Origin of the sequence: Cryobacterium sp. TMT2-15-1, assembly GCF_004402345.1 — a bacterium.
In the GTDB taxonomy this organism is placed as follows: domain Bacteria; phylum Actinomycetota; class Actinomycetes; order Actinomycetales; family Microbacteriaceae; genus Cryobacterium; species Cryobacterium sandaracinum.
Genome location: NZ_SOGD01000029.1, coordinates 46,310 through 64,677 on the forward strand (window position 1 = coordinate 46,310; position 18,368 = coordinate 64,677).

The following is an 18,368-nucleotide window of genomic DNA, read 5'->3' on the forward strand; positions in this document are numbered from 1 at the left end:
GTGCGTTCAGGTGTGGCGCTTGTCCGAGCCGGTCAACGCCCATAAAATGTTGATTTCGTGGCGCCGCTCGTTTCCCTCGTTTTTCCCCCGACCAGGCAGGGATGTCCCATGACCATCATTGAGGCCAGAGGTCTGACCAAGATGTACCGCTCCAAATCCGGACCGGTGCATGCGCTCGCCGGGCTGGACCTGTCCGTGCCGCGCGGGACCGTCAAGGCGCTGCTCGGCCCGAACGGTGCCGGTAAGACGACCGTCGTCAAGATGCTGACCACGCTGATCCGGCCGGACTCCGGCACCGCGTTCGTCGACGGCATCGACGTCGTCGCCGACCCCAAGGGCGTACGGCGCATTATCGGCGTTTCGGGACAGTACGCGGCCGTCGACGAGAACCTGACCGGTTTCGAGAACCTCGAGATGGTCGGTCGGCTGTACCACCTGGGCGGCGCCGAATCCCGGCGCCGGGCCAAGGAGCTGATCGACCTCTTCGAGCTGACCGCGGCCGGCAACCGCCCGGTCAAGGGCTTCTCCGGCGGGATGCGCCGCCGAATCGACCTGGCCGGGGCGCTGGTGATCAACCCGAAGGTGCTGTTCCTCGACGAGCCCACCACAGGGCTGGACCCGCGCAGCCGGATCGCGCTCTGGGCCGTCATCAAGCGCCTGGTCGCCGACGGCACCACCGTGCTCCTCACCACCCAGTACCTCGAGGAGGCCGACCAGCTCGCGGACGACATCGTCGTCATCGACGACGGCCGGGTGATCGCAGAGGGCACGTCCGACCAGCTCAAGGCGCAGATCGGCGGCCACCGCCTCGAGGTGGCCCTGGTCGAGGCCGGCGACGGCGTGGCGGCCCGAGATATCCTCGCTCGTTACGGCTCGGGAGAACCGGCGATCACCAGCGACGGCCGCGGCCTCGAGGTCGCGGTGGTCGACGGGCCGCGGGCGCTGCAGCACGTGCTGGCGGCGCTGGGTGACGCGGACATCCGTCTGCACGACGCCGGCATGCGCCGGCCCACGCTCGACGACGTGTTCCTGAAACTCACCGGGCATAAGGCGGACAAGGCCGCCGGCCAGGCGGACGACGTGGAATTGGAGAAGTCGAAATGAGCTCCGCTGCCACCCTCCCCACCTGGAACCCGCTTTCGCTCTGGTACTCCGACGGCTGGACCGTCACCAAGCGCAACCTGATCAAGATCAAGCGCTCACCCGACATGCTCGTGTTCGCGGTGATCCAGCCGATCATGTTCGTGCTGCTGTTCAGCCAGGTTTACGCCGGGTCGATCTCCGTGGAAGGCACCGACTACGTCCAGTTCCTCATGGCGGGGATCTTCGCTCAAACCGTCGTGTTCGGGTCGACCTTCTCCGGCGCGGCGATGGCGCAGGACCTCAAGGAAGGGATCATCGACCGCTTCCGCAGCCTGCCCATGACCTCCTCCGCCGTGCTGATCGGACGCACCAACAGTGACCTGGTGTTGAACACGATCTCCATGGTGATCATGATGCTGACCGGGCTGCTCGTGGGCTGGCGGGTGAACTCTTCGGTGCCGGAATTCCTCGCCGGCGTGGGACTGCTACTGCTGTTCAGCTACTCTTTCAGCTGGGTGATGGCGCTGCTCGGCATGAGCGTGAAGACTCCCGAGGTCATCAACAACGCCTCCTTCCTGATCCTCTTCCCGCTGACCTTCATCTCGAACGCCTTCGTGCCCAGCGACACCTTGCCGACCCCGCTGCGCGTCTTCGCGGAGTGGAACCCGGTTTCGTCGCTGGTGCAGGCGGCACGGGAGCTGTTCGGCAACGAGGGCACAGCTCCGGTGCCCGACATCTGGACCATGCAGAACCCGATTGCCACGGTGCTGATCGGCACCACGGTCATGCTGGTCGTGTTCGTTCCGCTTTGCGTGCGCAAGTTCGCGTCCATCAGCTCCCGCTAGCAGGAGTCAGTGAATCCCCTGGAGAGTGCCCATGAGTGACCCCGTGCCGTTCCGCACCGATCGGCGCACCGGAGAGTTGCGCGCGCCCCGCAACACCGCGCCCGGCGGGGCCGGCCCCTGGGACGTGAAGCGCGTTCATCCGTCGCTCTACGGGCCTGCCAACGGGGACTGGGAGCTGATCGAGGTTCCGGCCCAGCGGTTCGTCGCCCTCGACGGGGCCGGCGACCCGGACACGGCGCCGGCCTACACCGAGGCCGTCGAGGCCCTCTACGCCATCGCCTACGCGGTCAAGTTCGCGGCCAAGCGTGCGCTCGGTCGCGAGATGGTCATCGCACCGCTCGAAGGCCTCTGGTACGCCGACGATGCCTCCGTCTTCACCGCCGGCGCGAAGGCGGAGTGGAAATGGACGCTGCTGATGAGCCAGCCGGACTGGGTGACGGATGCCTTCATCGCCGAGGCCACCACCGGCGCGCTCGCGAAGAAGAAGCTGTCCGCGCTCGCCCGGGCGCGGGTGGAGAGGCTCGACGAGGGGCTGTCGGCGCAGCTGCTGCATGTCGGGCCCTACGCCGCCGAGGCACCCGCGCTCGCCCGCCTGCACGGGGAGTTCCTGGCAAGCAACGGGCTGCGGGTGAATGGCCGGCACCACGAGATCTATCTCGGCGACCCGCGCCGCGCCGCGTCCGCGAAGCTGAAGACGGTGTTGAGACAGCCGGTCGCGCCGGTCTGACCCGCGCCGGCCGGGCGGCGCCGCCTACTCCTGACGCTGGCCGAGGTCGGCCTGGATCAGGAGGGCGAACTCCCGCAACAGCACGGGGTCGACCTCGGCGGCGCGCCGGGGTTCCGAGTCGAACACGCACAGGACGCCGATCCGCTCGCCGGAGTCGGCCTCGATCGGGAAACCCGCGTAGAAGCGGGTCTGCTCCTGACCCAGACGGGGCGGACGCGCGGTGAGCCGGTCGTCCAGGAGCACGTCGGAAACCACGAACGCTCCGGCCCCGCTCACGGCGAGGGCCGTGATCGACCCGGCCAACGAGTAGACGCGTGGAGTGAAGCCCACGCTCACCAGGTCCCAGAGCCGGTCGCCGTCGATGAGCGTCAGGGCGGCCGACCGGGTGCCGTAGGCGCTTCTGGCCAGGGCGACGATGTGGTCGCAGCGCATCTCGGTGTCGGCGGTGAGGATGCCCAGCCTGGCGACCGCCCGGCGGGGGGCAGGCGAGAGCGGCTCGGCACCCCACGCCTCCGCGGGGCCCTCGGCCGTTCCTCGGGAAGTTCCTCGGGCAGCAGCCAGGTACTCGGCATCGAGCGGTGGCGCCATATTGTCGGCGAGGAGATTGGCCCACTGCACGTACTGCGCGGCCGTGCGCACCCGCCCCGGCGTTGAGGCGAGGGTTGCGGCCATGGGCACAAAGCAGCTCCGCTCCTGCCCCGCGCAGATCGCCGCGCTGGCCTCGTTTAGGCTGCGGGCGTGCTTCTCGGCCACGGAGCCCAGCCCGGAGTCGAAGGCTGCGATGGACCGGATCGGCTGCATGCCGAGCACGAAGATCCTGGTGCTGAGCGAGGACTCGTGCCGGATCCGGTCGAGCAGGGCGGACAGCTCGCGCTGCCAGACCAGGGCTGACAGGAGGGTGACGGCGTCGGTCGTACCGAGACTCACGACGACCGCGTCATAGCGCCAGAGTCCCAGCCCGTCGAGTTCGGCCTGCGATGTGCGGATGGTGACCAACGGGTTCGGGATGACGTCGACATCCGTGCCCCGCCCGGTGCGAGACGACAACGCCCGCGCCAGAGATCCGGGCAGGGCCACGTTGTGGCTGAGCACACCCCAGCCGACGGCCGGTCCGCTGCCGAAGAGGAGCACGCGGTCGCTGTCGGTTCCCGGGGAATGCGACTGAGGAGTGTCCCGGGGCCGCGGGATGTCGTCGTAGTCGCGCGTCACGGCGGCCGACCAGGCTCGCATCAGGGGTACCAGCACCCACCGCAGGAGTTGCGGCACGGAGGGCTACCGGCCGCCGCGGCGCTTGCCCGCCCGGGGGCTGGGGGTGTTGCGGGTGCGGCCCGGGGCGCTCGTCGCCTTCTTCGCCACGGCCGGCTTGGATTTCGCCGCCGCGACCCGCACGGCCTTCGCCGCTGCTTTGGCCTTGTCGGTCTTCTTCTCCTTTTTGACCTTTTCGGTGCCGGCGGGCAGCGAGTCGACCCGCGAACTGTCCTTCGTGCGGCCGCGCACGATGCCGATGAACTCCTCGACGTCTTCCGTGGTCTCACGGGAGAGCCAGGCCAGGGACACCTGGCTTTCGGCGACATCCTCGACCGGGCGCGAGACGACATCCTTTCGGCCGTATAGTCGGGCGATCGAATGGGGGACGATCAGGATGCCGACCCCGGCCGCGACCTGCGCCATCGCGTCGTCGAGGTCGCGCATGGCCGGGAGCGGGCGGCGGGTGCCGTTCTTGATCTCGGTGGCCACGAGGCGCCACTCGGGCACATCGTCGGGGTCCTGCAGCAGGTGTTCTTCGGCCAGGTCGGCGACCAGCACGCTGTCGGCGTCGGCGATGAAGTGGTCTTTGGCCGCGACGACCACCGGGATCTCCCGGTAGAGGGCGATCAGGCTGAGATCGGTCTCATCGACGGGTAGGCGGACCAGGCTGACCTGGGCGCGGCCGTCGCGCAGCACCTCGTCCTGTTCGGACGGGTCGGTGCGGAAGACCTCGAGTGGCTGGTCGGGGCGTCGATCGGCCCAGGTGCGGGTCCACTTGGTGGGGGTCACACCGGCGACGAAGGCAAGGGAAAAGGTCACCGGCATCCTTTCTCGTGATGGCACTGCGAACGGAGATCCGTGGGGAGCGGCTGTCTCTCAGGCTATGCGGGTGCTCTCAGGCTATACGCTTGACTGATGAGCGAGAAGAAGACCCAGACCATGAAGCCCGCCACGGCGGCCCAGAAGCTCGGGATTCTGCTCGAAGCAGCCCCGGAAGAATTCCAGAGCGCGCCCGTGTCGCGTACCGAACTGGCCGCGCTCGAAGCGAAACCGCCGGCCTGGCTGGTCGAACTGCGGGCGAACGGCCCGCATCCCAAGCAGGTCGTCGCCGCCAAGCTCGGCGTCTCGATCTCCGGCCTCGTGCGCGGCGCCGTGACGGAGCCGCTCACCTCCGCCGAGATTCAGGCTCTGCTGCAGCAGCCGCCAGCCTGGCTCGTGACCGAGCGCGCCACCCAGTATGAGGTGCGCGAGGAGCAGATCCGGGTCAAAGACCGCGACGCCGAGCGCGCCCGCAAGATCGCTCACGTCGCCCGCCAGGCAGCCCAGAACGAGAAGGCCGGTCGCGGCCGCTAGCGCCGCCGGCCCGCAAGCACGTCGCTCCCTCCCCGTCGTCTCACCAATTCGACGGAGGTTTTGCTCGTAGGACGTCGATTCCGGCTGCGGGAGACGCTGCTGTGTCGGGTGTCGGGTGTCGGGTGCGGGGTACCTAGGCGTCGTACTGCGCGCGCAGGAACGTGACGATCTCGCCCAGTTCGGCCTGCGAAATGGAATGGCCCATGCCTTCGTAGATGCGCTCGGTGAGTGTGGAGTGTTCGGGAAGCCAGGCCCGGGTGCGGTCGACGGCATCCTGCGGGATGACCGGGTCGGCCGTGCCGCGACCCCAGAAGACCGGCAGGCGCCGCTCCCGCAGGCGCTCGTCACCAGTGTGCTCGCTGCGCCCCACAAAACCGGACAGTTGCACCGCGAACGCGAACCGGTCGGGTGCCTGCCGCAGCAGCTGCAGCGCCATCGCCCCGCCCTGCGAAAAGCCGAGTAGTCCGACGGACCCGGGCTGCTCGGGAAGGCCGTCCAGCCATTCGAGCACCCCGGCGGCGGCGGCATCCAGAGCGTCGGCGCTCGGCGAGCCCGGGTTGACCTTGGCGCCGGCGGCCCCGATCGGGAACCAGGCCCAGCCCGGACCGGCCGGGAGCGGGGCCCGCAGCGCGGCGATCACCGGATGCAGCGGCAGGTGCGGCGCCAGCGAGAAGAGATCCCCCTCGTGCGAACCGTAGCCGTGCAGAATCAGCAGAAGCGGTCGCCCGGCGCGGTCAGCGCCAGACGCGCTCCACAGCACGGCATCCGGGTCGATGGGCTCGGCGCACGCGGCGGCGCCGACGATGCTGCTCTCGGTGGTGTCGTCGCTCCCGGTGGAGGCGTCGCCGCCGGGATTGGTGTCGTTCGGGCCCATGGTGGTCCTCCTGTTCGAGGTCGACACCGGGAAACGCCGACGGGTCAATCTTTCCACTTCCGGGGACGCGGCAAAATCGGTCGGCATCCGTCGTACCCCGGCACAACTCCGGCGATCCGCTGCGAGAAGCCGGAAGGATGCCCGTACTTCCGGGAACCGTGCCACCGCTCCGCCGAGTTGCAGGAGTCATGCACACCACCGGCTGGTACTTCCCCCGTGGCGGCGGCATCCGCGGGCCCCCCCGTGGCCAACTCAGGAGATTCCGGGAGCGGCGGGCGCACCCCCCGCAGACTTCCGCGTGGTGCCGCGTAGTTCCGCGAGGCGGCCGCGCCAGTCACCCGTTTCTCCTGAGTTAGCCTCACCGCACTCGCACCGCCTGGCCTGCCCCGGCCGGCCCGGGCATCCGTCACCCTGCTCGACCGGCGGCGGATGTCCCGGTCGGCTGGTCCGCCGTCTCGCCCCGCGCCGCCGGAGTGAGCCCCGCGAGGTGGCTGGTCGCCCGACAGAGACGGCCGGCGAACCCCAGTCCGATGTTGTGGGGGACTGCGCCGGCCCGGGCCACCCGGTCGATGAACCCGGCGAAGAGAGCGAGGCCGAAGGAGATCCCCGCGGGGGTGAGGCGCATGGCCGCGCCGTTGGTCGTGCCGTCGGTCGTGCCGAAGCACCCGGCCTCGAAGGATGACTCACCGGATCGCAGGCGCTCGAGCGTCGTCGAGGGTCCGAGCAGATCGAGTGAGCCGCGCGCCCGCGCCCGCACCACTTAGTCGAGAAGCCGCTTCGCGAAGACGACGGGGTCGCCCTGGCCGTGACAATCGATCAGGAGCGGGCCAGCAGACTGGCCCGCTCCGTGTCATCCGTGATCGACCCGGCGGGCCACCCGACGGCGATCGGCGGGTGCGGTCCGGGGTCCCGAAAACCCCTCAGTGGCACCGTAGTCGGCCTCGATCTGGGTCCGGGACAGGTCCTGCGTCGGCATCCCGAGTGCATCGCCGAGGTCTAGCCGGTGACGGCGCCCAGTGCGCGGACGTGGCCCGCCGCCGCAGTTCTCTGCCCCACCACGCGCAGGCCGTCGCCGCACGCGCTCCGGGCCACGCCCGTTCCGTCCGATCCGCAGCGGGGCGCCCATGGCGTATCCGGGCGCAGGGTACGACAGAATAGCCTCATGAGCGTGCGCACCCCTGACCCCGATCCGGACTGGACGCCTGGCCCCGAGGGCGCGGGGCCGCCCCACACCAACCCGGGCTGGCTGAGCGACGTCGAGCTGGCCGAAGTCCGGCGCCGACTTCCGATCCTTTACATCGAGGCGGTGCCCGTGCGCGTCGACGGCCTCGGTCAGGTCGTGGAGGTCGGCGTGCTCCTGCGCGCCCGGTCGACCGGCGAGATGACCCGGATGCTCGTGTCCGGCCGCGTTCTCTACGGCGAGACCCTGCGCGACGCCCTCTTCCGGCATCTCGAGAAGGATCTCGGCCCGATGGCCTTCCCACAGCTGCCGATGAGCCCGGTGCCGTTCACGGTGGCCGAATACTTCCCGATGCCGGGCATCACCGCGTTCACGGATGACCGCCAGCACGCCGTCTCGATGGCCTACGTCGTTCCCGTCACCGGCACCTGCGACCCGCGCCAGGACGCCCTCGAACTGACCTGGATGACCCCCAAGGAGGCTGCCTCCGACGCGGTGGCAGCCGAGATGGAGGGTGGGCGCGGGGCGCTGCTGCGCATGGCGCTCGCCTCGGTCGGCCAGCTGCGCTAAGCCGCCTGATGGCGGCCCGATCCTGCGGGCCGCCGCTGCGAGCTACTCGGTCGTGACGAGTGACAGCCGACGTGCGAGCGAGCGCGGTCGCACCAGGCGCACTTCGTGGAGCTGTTCGCCGAGCACTTCCTGATCCTGCTCGTGGCCGTCGGGGGCGTAGCCGTTGCGCTTGTAGAACGAGTGCGCGCGGGGGTTGTTTTCGGCGACCCACAGGTAGGACGGGCCCTCGTCGACGACCGCGTCGAAGAGCTGCTGGCCGATGCCGGTGCCGTGGTAGGCGTCGAGCAGGTAGATGAAGTAGAGCTCCATCGGGGCCGGCTTGTCGGCGTCGCGGGACGGCCCGCTGCCGGCGAATCCGACGATCTCGCCGTTGACGAGGGCCGCAACCTGGCGGTGGTTCGGTCCCTGGGCGCTGAACCGGCGCCACATGGCGGCCAGTCGTGCGGGCTGCAGCTGCTCGAGGGCGGCCTCGCTGAGCAACTGGTCGTAGGTTTCGTGCCAGCAGGTGGCATGCACGCGGCCGAGGCTGTCGGCATCCGCTTCTGCGACGGGACGAAGTACTGCTGTGGTGGCCATGACCCGAGACTAGCTCAGCCGCAGGCACCCGGTTGACGCTGCCGGGTTCTGCCCGTGGTCGCTGCGCCGACGGCTCCCGTCCGACCCGCGACTTCCCGGTCTATGGCTGCTCCAGACCCCGCCGATGAGTCGGATAACAAGTGGTTAACTCCTGAGATCTGGTGGCGCCATGGCACGGCGCCACGTGATTCCGGGGCCGAGCATCCGTCACGGGCATGTTTCTCCTGAGTTGGCCACAACGCAGAACGGGCCGGCCTCGGGAGAGGCCGGCCCGTTCACCGGGGAACTAACGTGCAGATGCTGCCGAGCGACTAGCCCTGCGCGCGGCGCGGGGCCGAGCGACGAGCGCCGCCGGTGGCACCGGCGCCGCGCACGAGGCCCCCGACCTGGAGGCCGCCGGAGCGACCACCCTGGGCCGGACGGCTCTGGGCGTTGCCCGATCCCTGGCCGCGACCGGATGCCGCGGGGCGGCCCGAACGCTCCTGGCGCGCTCCGCCGGCGGGTGCCACTGCGTCGCTGCCGCGGTGTCCGCGGTTGCCGCGTGCTCCACTGGCGCGGGCGCCGGAGTCACGGGCGCCGGAGTCACGGGCGCCGGAGTCGCGCTCATCGCGGTTGACGCGCTTGCGCTGGGCGTTGGCGCCCTGTGAGCGGCCGCCCTGGGACTGGCCGTGCGGCTGCTCCACGCGGGGGAGCGGCTTGACGTACGCTGCGACGTCGCCGACGAGGGCGTCCACGGCGGGGGAGGACGCGGTCACGCGCTGCGGGGTCACCTTGATGGCGGCCTTGCGCAGCAGCGCGTCGGTGTCGCGGCGCTGTTCGGGGAGAACCAGAGTCACGACGTCACCGGCGCTGCCGGCGCGGGCCGTCCGGCCCGAGCGGTGCAGGTACGCCTTGTGCTCGGCCGGCGGGTCGACGTGGATGACGAGTTCGATGTCGTCGACGTGCACGCCGCGGGCCGCGACATCCGTGGCGACGAGAACCTTCACGTCGCCGGCGCTGAACGCGGCGAGGTTACGGTCACGGGCCACCTGTGAGAGGTTGCCGTGCAGATCGACGGAAGGGATCCCGGCGTCGGTGAGCGATTTGGCGAGCTTCTTGGCCTGGTGCTTGGTGCGCATGAAGAGGATGCGCCGGCCGGAACCGCTCGCGAGCTTCTCGACAAGCGCCTTCTTCGATTCGACGCCGTCGATCTCGAAGACGTGGTGCGTCATCGCGGAGACGTGGCTGTTGGCCTCGTCGACCGAGTGCATGACCTCGTTGTGCAGGAAACGGCGCACGATCTTGTCCACCCCGTTGTCGAGCGTGGCCGAGAACAGCAGGCGCTGGCCGCTGCTGGGCGTCTTGTCCATGATGCGCGTGACGACGGGCAGGAAGCCCAGGTCCGCCATGTGGTCTGCCTCGTCGAGCACGGTGATCTCAACGGCGTCCAGGCTGATGAAGCCCTGCTTCATGAGGTCCTCGAGGCGACCCGGGCAGGCCACGACGATGTCGACGCCGGCCTTGAGTGCGGAGACCTGACGGCCCTGCGAGACGCCACCGAAGATTGTGGTGGTGTTGAGACCGTACGCCTCGGCCAGCGGCGTGAGCGCGTTGGTGATCTGCGTGGCCAGTTCGCGGGTCGGGGCGAGAATGAGGCCGAGCGGGCGGCCCGGACGACGTCGGCCGCCGGCGAGCTTGCCGCCGAGGCGCGACACCATGGGCAGTGCGAACGCGAGGGTCTTGCCGGAGCCGGTTTTGCCGCGGCCGAGCACGTCGCGGCCGTTGAGGGTGTCGGGCAGCGTGTCCACCTGGATCGGGAACGGGCTGTCGATGCCCTGCTCGGTCAGGATGGCAACGAGAGGGGCTGGCACGCCAAGCGCGCTAAAGGAAGTTTCAGACAAAGTGGTGCCTTTCGGGCATCAGATTCCCCAGGCATCCGTTCCGCACGGGCGGCAACTCGGAGCCTCAGAGGTTTCACATGGCGAAGGTGCCGATGGGCACATCCGTTCGCCGTAAGAAGGTTTGATTCGAAAAATCGGGCCGGCCCGGGTGGGCTGCCGCAATAAGAAGAGGGCGTTCTACGACGCAGCGAGCACAACTACGCACTCGCAAGTTTCCATCTTAGCGGATGCTGTCAAGCCTTCGGGTCGAACGCCCGCCCGACGGAAGCCGTGGGGTGGCGCTCCGCACCGGGGGTCAGCTCGCCGACGGGCACCTCCGCGGCCACGGTATTGCCGGCCTGGGGCAGCGGACAGGCCCACATCGGGTCGTACGCGCAGGACGGGTTGTAGGCGAAGTTGAAGTCGAGGATGATGCTGTCGTCGTCGGCCCCGGCGCCCAGGTCGGCGCCCTTGACCGTGTCGAGCAGGTAGCGACCGCCACCGTAGGTTCCGCCGGGCTTGCCGGCCAGGCCGTCGCGCACAGGCAGAAAGAGCCCGCCGCCGTAGCTGGAGAGCCGCCACAGGTCGATCGGTCCGAGGTAGGGCAACCGCACGGTTCCGACGAGGTCGAACTGCACCTTCCCGTCGGTGCCGGTGTCAACCGAGATGCGCACCGGATGTTCCGCGCGGTGCACCTCGGCCTCGAACCGCCAGTCGGGGTCGTAGGCGGCGACCGGCAGCCCGGTGAAGCCGGCCCGGTCGTCGGGCATCAACGGCGACGCCGAATGCCCTCCGAACAGGTCGTCCCTGCCGCTCCGCCACAGTTCGTGGCCGGCGGCCGGGTCGTGCGCGCTGAGCTGGCGTACGCCGCCGTACAGCCCGAACACGCGCCGACGCCAGTCGGCCACCTGCAGGGCGCCGAGGGTGGTGCTCACGAGGTCGCGCCGGACTCATCGACGCCGAGGTCGAGGCTCCAGTTCGGCGCGAGGCGCTTGAGCTGGTGCAGCCGCCACTGCCAGAGCGCCCAGAAAACGGGCCAGCTGGCCAGGGTGAGCGCGCCGGTGCGGAAGATCAGCTGATCTCGAAAAAGCGTCTTGCCGGTGCCGGCCGGGTCGGGAGACACGGCCATCCGGTGGTCCCAGAGGGTGACCGAGGCGAGCGGCCCCGATACCCCGCGGCCGGTGTCACGCAGGATGCGCACGCCATCCTTCCGGGTGGTCGCCATGGTCAGGCGGATCACCTGGTCGCCCATCGGCACCAGGCCGAGCGCGGTCAGGCTGACCGGATGCTCACCCGGCTCCCAGATGGTGGGGAAGCCATCCATCTCGAGCGATTCGACGCTCACCACGGGCGAACTCACCTCGCGGAACACGGCCGGACTCCGCAGGGCGCGCCAGGCGGCATCGGGGGAGCAGTCGAGGATCTCTTTCAGAAGAACACGCATGACCCCAGTCTGTGGTGCTGGGGCATGCAGTACAACTAAGAGGGTGGCAATTCGATACTGGCTGGGCGTTGCCTCGCGCGAACACGTGCTGCGCGCCGTCGCTGTGGGGCTCGTGCAGGCCAGCCACGGGGCCCGGGTGGCGCTCGAGCAGATGGGCGAGTCCGACGGGGTGGTCTACTATTCCCCGAAGACGCACATCGACGGGCTCGCGCTGCGCGAGTTCACCGCGATCGGTCGCATCGCCCCTGGAATCGTGCATCAGGGCGAGTCCGACGCCCCGAGCTCGTACCGCCCGTGGCGACGTCACATCGATTACGAAACGGATGTCGTTGCCGCCTCCATCCGCCCGCTCCTGTCGGTGCTCGAGTTCACGCGCAGCAACCCCGACTGGGGCTACCAGCTGCGCCGGGGGCTGCTCGAGATCTCCCGGCACGACTTCGAGGTGATCCGGCGGCAGATGCGCCGGGAGTAGCGCTGGAACCAGCCGTTCTTCGCCGATGATGCCGAGGCGACCCGTCCCCGCGGCGATTGTGGGTGGGACCGGCGATTTTCGAGGACGTGCCGCCGGGTACGGCGCCGGGGTGAGGCGCATCCGTTCGGTACACTGAACGCATGACTGGCGAGTTCTGGTGGGTGCCCTCGGCCGTCGTTTTCGGTGGGGCGGCAGCGGTCGTCGTGGTGATCGTGATGATCATGCGGCGCCGGGTCCGGGCGCGCGCGCGCGTCGACCGCACTCTGGCCGCGGATCGCACCCGAGCCGCCGCAATCGCCCTCGTGCGTGCGGATGACCTGATCGAGGTCGCCACCGACGAGCTCGGTTTCGCGGTCGCCCAGTTCGGGGAGAACGCCACCAGCGACTTCGCCGCCGCGCTCGACGCCTCCCGGCGGCAGGTGCGTGACGCGTTCCTGCTGCAGCAGAGGCTCGACGACAGCGTGCCCGACTCCGAGGGTGAGCGTCGCCGCTGGACCGAGGAGATCGTCGTGCTCGCCGACGAGGCCGTCAAGCGCCTCGGCGCGCAGACCCGCACTTTCGACTCCCGGCGCGGCGTCGAACGGGATGCCCCGCTGCTACTTGACAAGTTGCGTCGCCGCCTCGACCGGGTCGCCGACCGCGTCGCGGCCGGCACCGCCAGCCTCTCCCGGCTCAGCCGCGCGTATGCCGCGCACGCCCTGGCCCCGATCAGCGGCAACGTCTCCCGCGCCGAAGAGGCCGTCGATGACGCCCGCCGGGCAGCGGATGCCGCGGCCGCCCGTCTCGCCCGCGAAGCCACCGACCCCGTGGGTGACCAGTTGCTCGCGGCCGAGCAGGCCCTGCACCGCGCCGGCACCCTGCTCGACGCGATCGAACAGGGCGAAGACCAGTTGCACGTCGGATTCGCATCCCTGGCCCGAGCGCTTGACGCGGCGGACGCCGAGCTGGCCGAGGTGCGCGCGCTGCGTGACACCCACGAGGAGACCACGGCCCGCGGCGAACTGAACCGCGTTATTGCGGAGGCCGACCGGGTGGTCGGCGAGCTGCGGCAGCCGTCGCGCTTGAGCGACCCTGCCGCTGACCAGGCCCGACTGCGCACGGCGATGGACGGTCTCGACCTGATCCGTTCCGAGGCCCGCAACCGCCAGTTGCGGCTCGACAACGCCCGCGGCGCGCTGACCGGCGCTCTGTTGGCCGCGCGGAGCCAGATCACCGTGACCCGCGACTTCATCACCGCGCATCCCGGCCGCGTGGGCGCTGTGGCGCGCACCCGCCTCGCGGAGGCCGAACGCAAGCTGAGCCTGGCGGCTTCGGAGGCCGACCCGGTGTCCGCACTGGACACCGCGCGCAGCGCGATGGCCCATGCCACGGATGCCGACGCGCTCGCCCGCTTCGACGTCCGGTAGCGCCGCCGCTACCCTTGGGGCGTGAACAAAGACGCGCCCCAACAGAAGTACCAGGTCCGTTTCGATGTCGGCCTGGCCGGGTTCCAGGCTCTGGCCGCCGAGGCCGACGTGGTCATCCTGGCCGACGCTTTGCCGTCGCCCGGCTCCGAGGTCGTTCTCCCGACTGCCCTGCACGAGCACCAGGTCATCGCCGCGAGCCTCGCCAACCGTGAGAGCGTGGCCGACTGGGTGCTCGCCCGCCAGGCGGAGAAGGGAGACCGGTTCTCCGTGGCCGTGATCGCCGTGGGCGAGCGACGCCAGGGCGGCGCCCCCCGGTTCGCGGTGGAGGACTTCCTCGCCGCCGGCGCCGTGATCGACGCCCTCGCCGCCCGCGGCATCGACCACTGCTCGCCGGAGGCGGCCGCGGCCGCCGCGGGATTCGCGGGTCTCACCCGGGCCGTGCGGCACCTGGTCACCGCGTCCGAAACCGCCCAGGCGCTCGTCGCCGAGGGGCGGTCGGCCGAGGTTCAGGCTGCGGTACGTCTCGAGGCCCCGGCGACGCAGGCCCCGGCAACGGATGCCCAGGCGACGGATGCCCCGGCGCGCTCCCCGGGAATCTCCCGACTGCGGGAATTCGCCTTTCCGGGCTGAGGTTGCTCCTGGCACGGCCGCTGAGGCCGAACCCCTCGTTTGACCCTCACTGTTCGAATTTCACTGTTCGAATTTCACTGTTTGAATCTCACTGAAGGAGCAACTCCCATGAAGGCAGTACTCAACGGCACCGTCATCGCCGAAGCACCGCAGGCAGATCTCCTCAAGATCGAGGGCAACTGGTACTTCCCACCGGCGAGCGTGAACTCCGGGTTCCTCGTCGAGAGCCCCACGCAGTACACCTGCTCCTGGAAGGGCGCGTGCCAGTACTTCAGCGTCAAGGACGGCGAGACTCTGCTGCAGGATCGCGCCTTCAGTTACCCGAATCCGCCCTCGGCCTCCTTCGACCGGGTCGGCCAGGACTACAGCAACTACGTCGCCTTCTGGAAAGAGGTCCAGGTCTCCGAGTAGCCCGCTCCGGGCCGTACGGCCGGCCCGAGCAATCGGTGGTCGAGCCTGTCAAGACCACAGGGCACAGCTAGGGCTTGGCCGCCGCCGCCGCAGCCTGTCGCCGGGCGGCGGCCGTGATCTCGCGCCGTGTCCACCGGATCAGGAACCGCTTGTCGAATCCACGCACGCACAGCCCGCAGGCGAACGCCCGGGTGGGTTGTCGGTAACGGTAGTGCACGTGGCCGGCCGGGCAGGTGCCGACCCACGGCGCGAGCTCGTCGGCGATCTCGCCGTCGTGCGTGCTCTTCCCGTCATAGCCGAGGTTCCGCGCGATCACCTTCCACTTCGGCCCGTGGCCGGCGCGCGGTCCGGCCAGGGCGTGCGCGACCTCGTGCAGCAGGATCTGGTGCACGTCATCGTCTTCGTAGCGCGCCGCCAGGTAGCGGGACACGGTGATGCGCCGCACGGAGAAGTTGCAGAGCCCCGCTCGCTTCTTCGCGTTGTCGAAGGCGAAGGTCCAGCTGGGGTCGAGGTGCAGCGTGATCAACGAGTCCGCCCAGTGCCGCACCCGGTCGAGGTCGGCCATCAGGGTGCCACCGCCACCTGGTAAAGCCGGTCGTCGCCGGCGGAAGGGGTGCCGCGGCCATCCGTATTATTGCTCACGAACCACAGTGTGCCATCGGGCCCCGACACCACATCGCGCAGCCGCCCGAAGCTGTTCCCGAACCAGTCATCGACCTCGCCTGTGGAGGGATCGATGCGCCAGAGACGCTCGCCGCGCAGGGCCGCCATGAAGATGGTGTCGTTCACGATGGCGAGACCGCTCGGGCTGGCCTCGCTGGTGGGCCACTGCTGCTCCGGTTTGAGGTAGCCGGAGTCCGCGCTCTGTCCCCGGCCCTCGACGATCGGCCAGCCGTAGTTGCCGCCCGGGGTGATGAGGTTGAGCTCGTCCCAGGTGTTCTGTCCGAACTCGCTCGCCCAGAGCCGGCCGCTGGAGTCCCAGGCGATCCCCTGCGGGTTGCGGTGGCCGTAGGAGTAGACGAGCGTGCCGAACGGGTTGTCGTCCGGCACGGCGCCGGTCGGCGTCATCCGCAGGATCTTGCCGCCGAGGGAACCCAGGTCCTGAGCGTTCTCGGGGTTCCCGGCGTCGCCGACCGTGGCGTAGAGCAGGCCGTCCGGGCCGAAACCGAGCCGACCGCCGTTGTGGTTACCGGCCTTCGGGATGCCGCCCTGCACCGGTTCGGATGCGCCGAGGGTGTGGCTTCCGACCGTGCCGAGCAGCGGCATCCGTACGATCTTGTTGTCGTCGGCGGACGTGAAGTAGGCGTAGACCCACCCGGTTCCGCCCGGTGCGGCCGGGTCGGCCAGTGCGGCGAGGCCGAGCAGCCCGCCTTCACCGCCCGGGCTCGCCTCGGCGACCCGGCCGGCGTCGCGCAGGCTGCCGTCGGGCAGAAGTTCGCGCACGAGGGTCGTGTCGCGTTCGCTGATCAGGGTGCCATCGTCCGGCAGGCGCAGGATCGACCAGGGAGCATCCAGCCCGGAGGCGATCACGACCGGGGCGTCGACCGGCCGCACCGATGGCCCGGCGGTGCCGGTCGGCCCGGGTGCAACGGTGTCGGACGGAACCGGCCGGGCGGGGGTCGAGGTTTCTGCCGCGGGCCCGGGCGCGGTCGCCGTGCACGCGCTGAGCAGCAGGAGCGCGCCCAGGGCCAGCACCCCGGTCGCGCCGCTGCGTGGTGGCATCCGCCCGCTCATCTTCCACCTCCTTCGCACCGGCACGCTCGCCGGCGCTGTGTCCAGCATGCCCCGAATTCCTGCTTCGGGGTGAGTGGCCCCTTTCGTGCATAACTCCTGCAAATCGATGTCCGGAGGCAGCGGGCCGGTCAAGCGCGGGCCGGTCAATCGCCGGCCGGCACCCCGCGGCGCCGAAGTGCTACTGCTGCAGGCGGGACTGTCGCCGCTCGGCGATGAAGGACTCGACCACCGCAACGGCGACGAGCGCGCTCTCAAGGAGGGCGGGCGTGGCGCCGGCCTGCTCCCGCAGCGTCACCGAGGCCGTGAAGTCTGCCAGGGCGGCGTCGAGGTCGCCCTGTTCGAAGTGCACCTTGCCGCGGCTTTCCCGGGCGAACGCCGCGACGGCACCCCACTCGTGCGTCTCGGACTCGAGCACACAATGGGTCAACTCGGTCACCGCCTCGTCGAGCTTGCCTCGGTACTGCTGCACTTGGGCGCGACGGATGCGACTGAACGCGAGTTCTTCCCGCGACCCGGTGAACCGGGACTGGCGCAGCGCAGTGTTCGCCATGTCCCAGGCCTCGTCGAGGCGTCCGGTCAGCCGCAACAGTACGACCTTCTCGTTGAGGGCGGACAGGCTGCGAAGCTCGCCGAGTTCTTCGAGGCGCAACTCTGCAGCAGAGAGGTCGACTTTCTCACGCAGGGTGACGGCGTCGTAGCCAATGATGATGGGCAGGGTGTGGTCCTGAGGCGAAGGCGGCACATGCCGCGGAGTAAACGTGGTCCCGTTCAGCGTAGCCGGGCCGGGCCGGTCCCCGATCCGCCGCGATCCGCCGCCATCTGCCCCGATCCGGCCCGCCCCACCGGCATCCGTCGCCCTCGTCGCCCCGCCGCGAGCAGCACACGTGGCCAACTCAGGAGATCCCAGCGCGTGAGCACATAAAGCCGCGTGAACACGGACGCCCGCAACACTTGGACCCCGGATCTCCTGAGTTGGCCACACATCACCCGGCGCGCGACCCCCGGCGTAACCGCGGCTCAGCTGCCGAGTTGGAACACCGTGCGGCCGGGCAGCGGCGACGGGGTGGCCGTCGCATCCGTCGTCACCATCGCGGTCGCCATGAAGTGCGCGAGCTCAGCACCCTCGACGACTTTCGACGGATGCGGCCCGCCCGCCAGCAGCCGCGACACCCAGCTCGTGTCGATGGGGGTGTGCGCGGCGACGAAGACGATGTTGCCGAACCGGCGCCCCTTGAGCACCTGGGTCTCCGCGAGCGCGAGCACGTGCCCGAAGACGGCGGACAGCGTCGCGGCCTGTGAACGGGCGAACGGCAGACCGGGCCCGTCGGCGACGTTCACGACGAGCACCCCGCGCGGCGACAGAAGGGGAGCGGCCAACTCGTAGAACTCGCGGCTGGTCACGTGGGCCGGGGTGCGGGCCCCGGAGAAGATGTCGACGACGACGAGGTCCACCGCGCCGTGCAGCCCGGCCGGCAACTTGGCCAGCACCTCGCGGGCATCACCGTGCCGCACGCGCAGCTGCGCCCGCTTGTCCCAGGGCAGCTCGCCGCGAACGAAATCGACAAGGTCGCTCTCCAGCTCCACGACCTGCTGACGGGAGCCCGGCCGGGTCGCCTCCACGTACCGGGGGAGAGTCAGCGCGCCGGCGCCGAGGTGCACGGCGGTGATTGGCTCGCCCACCTCGCCGATCAGGTCGATTACGTGGCCGATCCGCTGCACGTATTCAAAGAACAGCTCGCCCGGGTCGTCCAGGTTCACGTGCGACTGCGGCGTGCCGTCCACGATCAGGTTGAAGCTGCCCGGGGTGAATCGGTCGGGCTCGATGACGGCATGGTGGCCGCTCAGTTTCAAGGTGATCGACGGATGTTGCGCTACAGGCCTGCTCATCCCTCAAGTCTGCGCCCTCCGCAGTCTGAACCGGAGCGGCCCGAAACCGGGTTATACCTGAGAATTTAT

The 18,368-nt window shown here is 69.9% G+C and carries 21 protein-coding genes; 9 read left to right on the forward strand and 12 right to left on the reverse strand.

All coding sequences use genetic code 11. From position 1 onward, the window contains the following. Positions 1-108: 108 nt before the first annotated feature. From E3O62_RS06580 to E3O62_RS06590, 3 genes are read left to right on the forward strand one after another with little or no spacing between them, the layout of a single operon-like run. Complete coding sequence (locus tag E3O62_RS06580; RefSeq protein WP_134397947.1) at positions 109-1,104, forward strand: ATP-binding cassette domain-containing protein; 996 nt, start codon at positions 109-111, stop codon at positions 1,102-1,104. Beyond that, complete coding sequence (locus tag E3O62_RS06585; protein ID WP_134395165.1) at positions 1,101-1,928, forward strand: ABC transporter permease; 828 nt, start codon at positions 1,101-1,103, stop codon at positions 1,926-1,928. The genes E3O62_RS06580 and E3O62_RS06585 overlap by 4 nt, the downstream gene beginning before the upstream one ends. A gap of 31 nt (positions 1,929-1,959) precedes the next feature. Then, positions 1,960-2,655 carry a GyrI-like domain-containing protein gene (locus E3O62_RS06590; RefSeq protein WP_134397948.1) on the forward strand — a complete coding sequence of 232 codons (696 nt, stop codon included), beginning with the start codon at positions 1,960-1,962 and terminating at the stop codon, positions 2,653-2,655. Positions 2,656-2,679: 24 nt separating this feature from the next. On the opposite strand, the gene E3O62_RS06595 is transcribed toward E3O62_RS06590, so the two are convergent. Then, positions 2,680-3,921: a GAF domain-containing protein gene (locus tag E3O62_RS06595; RefSeq protein ID WP_134397949.1), complete on the reverse strand. Its 1,242-nt coding sequence runs from the start codon at positions 3,919-3,921 to the stop codon at positions 2,680-2,682. 6 nt (positions 3,922-3,927) lie between these two features. Beyond that, the gene (locus E3O62_RS06600) at positions 3,928-4,722 is read right to left on the reverse strand and encodes a LysR substrate-binding domain-containing protein (RefSeq protein ID WP_198410605.1); all 795 of its coding nucleotides are present in this window, start codon (positions 4,720-4,722) and stop codon (positions 3,928-3,930) included. Between the two features lie 96 nt (positions 4,723-4,818). Between E3O62_RS06600 and E3O62_RS06605 the strand changes: the two genes are divergently transcribed. Next, positions 4,819-5,256, forward strand: coding sequence for a DUF5997 family protein (locus E3O62_RS06605; protein WP_174720118.1), 438 nt, complete (start codon positions 4,819-4,821; stop codon positions 5,254-5,256). A gap of 133 nt (positions 5,257-5,389) precedes the next feature. Here the strand turns inward: E3O62_RS06605 and E3O62_RS06610 are convergent, their stop codons facing one another. After that, positions 5,390-6,130: an alpha/beta hydrolase gene (locus E3O62_RS06610; protein ID WP_134397950.1), complete on the reverse strand. Its 741-nt coding sequence runs from the start codon at positions 6,128-6,130 to the stop codon at positions 5,390-5,392. Between the two features lie 406 nt (positions 6,131-6,536). Then, the gene (locus tag E3O62_RS06615; protein WP_134397951.1) at positions 6,537-6,890 is read right to left on the reverse strand and encodes a hypothetical protein; all 354 of its coding nucleotides are present in this window, start codon (positions 6,888-6,890) and stop codon (positions 6,537-6,539) included. Positions 6,891-7,292: 402 nt separating this feature from the next. Here E3O62_RS06615 and E3O62_RS06620 point away from each other — a divergent pair, with 402 nt between their 5' ends. Further along, positions 7,293-7,880, forward strand: coding sequence for an NUDIX hydrolase family protein (locus E3O62_RS06620; protein WP_134395159.1), 588 nt, complete (start codon positions 7,293-7,295; stop codon positions 7,878-7,880). Positions 7,881-7,922: 42 nt separating this feature from the next. Here E3O62_RS06620 and E3O62_RS06625 read toward each other — a convergent pair whose 3' ends face one another. The 4 genes from E3O62_RS06625 to E3O62_RS06640 all read right to left on the reverse strand — a co-directional run bounded on the left by E3O62_RS06625 (position 7,923) and on the right by E3O62_RS06640 (position 11,759). Further along, on the reverse strand, positions 7,923-8,456 hold the full coding sequence (locus tag E3O62_RS06625) for a GNAT family N-acetyltransferase (RefSeq protein WP_134397952.1): 534 nt from the start codon (positions 8,454-8,456) through the stop codon (positions 7,923-7,925). 311 nt (positions 8,457-8,767) lie between these two features. Beyond that, positions 8,768-10,336 carry a DEAD/DEAH box helicase gene (locus E3O62_RS06630; protein WP_134397953.1) on the reverse strand — a complete coding sequence of 523 codons (1,569 nt, stop codon included), beginning with the start codon at positions 10,334-10,336 and terminating at the stop codon, positions 8,768-8,770. A 233-nt stretch (positions 10,337-10,569) separates the two neighbouring features. Then, entirely contained in the window at positions 10,570-11,250 is a 681-nt protein-coding gene (locus E3O62_RS06635; protein WP_134395157.1) for a DUF1684 domain-containing protein, read from the reverse strand. Further along, a complete protein-coding gene (locus tag E3O62_RS06640; RefSeq protein ID WP_134395156.1) occupies positions 11,247-11,759 on the reverse strand; it encodes a hypothetical protein in 513 nt (170 codons plus the stop codon). The genes E3O62_RS06635 and E3O62_RS06640 overlap by 4 nt, the downstream gene beginning before the upstream one ends. A gap of 43 nt (positions 11,760-11,802) precedes the next feature. Between E3O62_RS06640 and E3O62_RS06645 the strand changes: the two genes are divergently transcribed. The 4 genes from E3O62_RS06645 (at position 11,803) to E3O62_RS06660 (ending at position 14,678) form a co-directional block, all read left to right on the forward strand. Continuing rightward, positions 11,803-12,231 (forward strand): EVE domain-containing protein, encoded by a 429-nt coding sequence (locus tag E3O62_RS06645; RefSeq protein WP_241973351.1) that lies wholly within the window; start codon positions 11,803-11,805, stop codon positions 12,229-12,231. A 140-nt stretch (positions 12,232-12,371) separates the two neighbouring features. Beyond that, positions 12,372-13,637: a hypothetical protein gene (locus tag E3O62_RS06650; protein WP_134397954.1), complete on the forward strand. Its 1,266-nt coding sequence runs from the start codon at positions 12,372-12,374 to the stop codon at positions 13,635-13,637. 21 nt (positions 13,638-13,658) lie between these two features. Then, positions 13,659-14,267 (forward strand): 2-phosphosulfolactate phosphatase, encoded by a 609-nt coding sequence (locus E3O62_RS06655; RefSeq protein WP_134397955.1) that lies wholly within the window; start codon positions 13,659-13,661, stop codon positions 14,265-14,267. A gap of 108 nt (positions 14,268-14,375) precedes the next feature. Further along, positions 14,376-14,678: a DUF427 domain-containing protein gene (locus E3O62_RS06660; RefSeq protein ID WP_134397956.1), complete on the forward strand. Its 303-nt coding sequence runs from the start codon at positions 14,376-14,378 to the stop codon at positions 14,676-14,678. A 67-nt stretch (positions 14,679-14,745) separates the two neighbouring features. Here E3O62_RS06660 and E3O62_RS06665 read toward each other — a convergent pair whose 3' ends face one another. The 4 genes from E3O62_RS06665 to E3O62_RS06680 all read right to left on the reverse strand — a co-directional run bounded on the left by E3O62_RS06665 (position 14,746) and on the right by E3O62_RS06680 (position 18,299). After that, positions 14,746-15,243: a SprT-like domain-containing protein gene (locus tag E3O62_RS06665; protein WP_134397957.1), complete on the reverse strand. Its 498-nt coding sequence runs from the start codon at positions 15,241-15,243 to the stop codon at positions 14,746-14,748. Next, complete coding sequence (locus tag E3O62_RS06670; protein WP_241973352.1) at positions 15,243-16,412, reverse strand: sorbosone dehydrogenase family protein; 1,170 nt, start codon at positions 16,410-16,412, stop codon at positions 15,243-15,245. The genes E3O62_RS06665 and E3O62_RS06670 overlap by 1 nt, the downstream gene beginning before the upstream one ends. A 178-nt stretch (positions 16,413-16,590) precedes the next feature. Beyond that, on the reverse strand, positions 16,591-17,154 hold the full coding sequence (locus tag E3O62_RS06675) for a hypothetical protein (RefSeq protein WP_241973353.1): 564 nt from the start codon (positions 17,152-17,154) through the stop codon (positions 16,591-16,593). A gap of 275 nt (positions 17,155-17,429) precedes the next feature. Next, entirely contained in the window at positions 17,430-18,299 is an 870-nt protein-coding gene (locus E3O62_RS06680) for a spermidine synthase (protein ID WP_134397958.1), read from the reverse strand. Between the last annotated feature and the right edge of the window lie 69 nt (positions 18,300-18,368).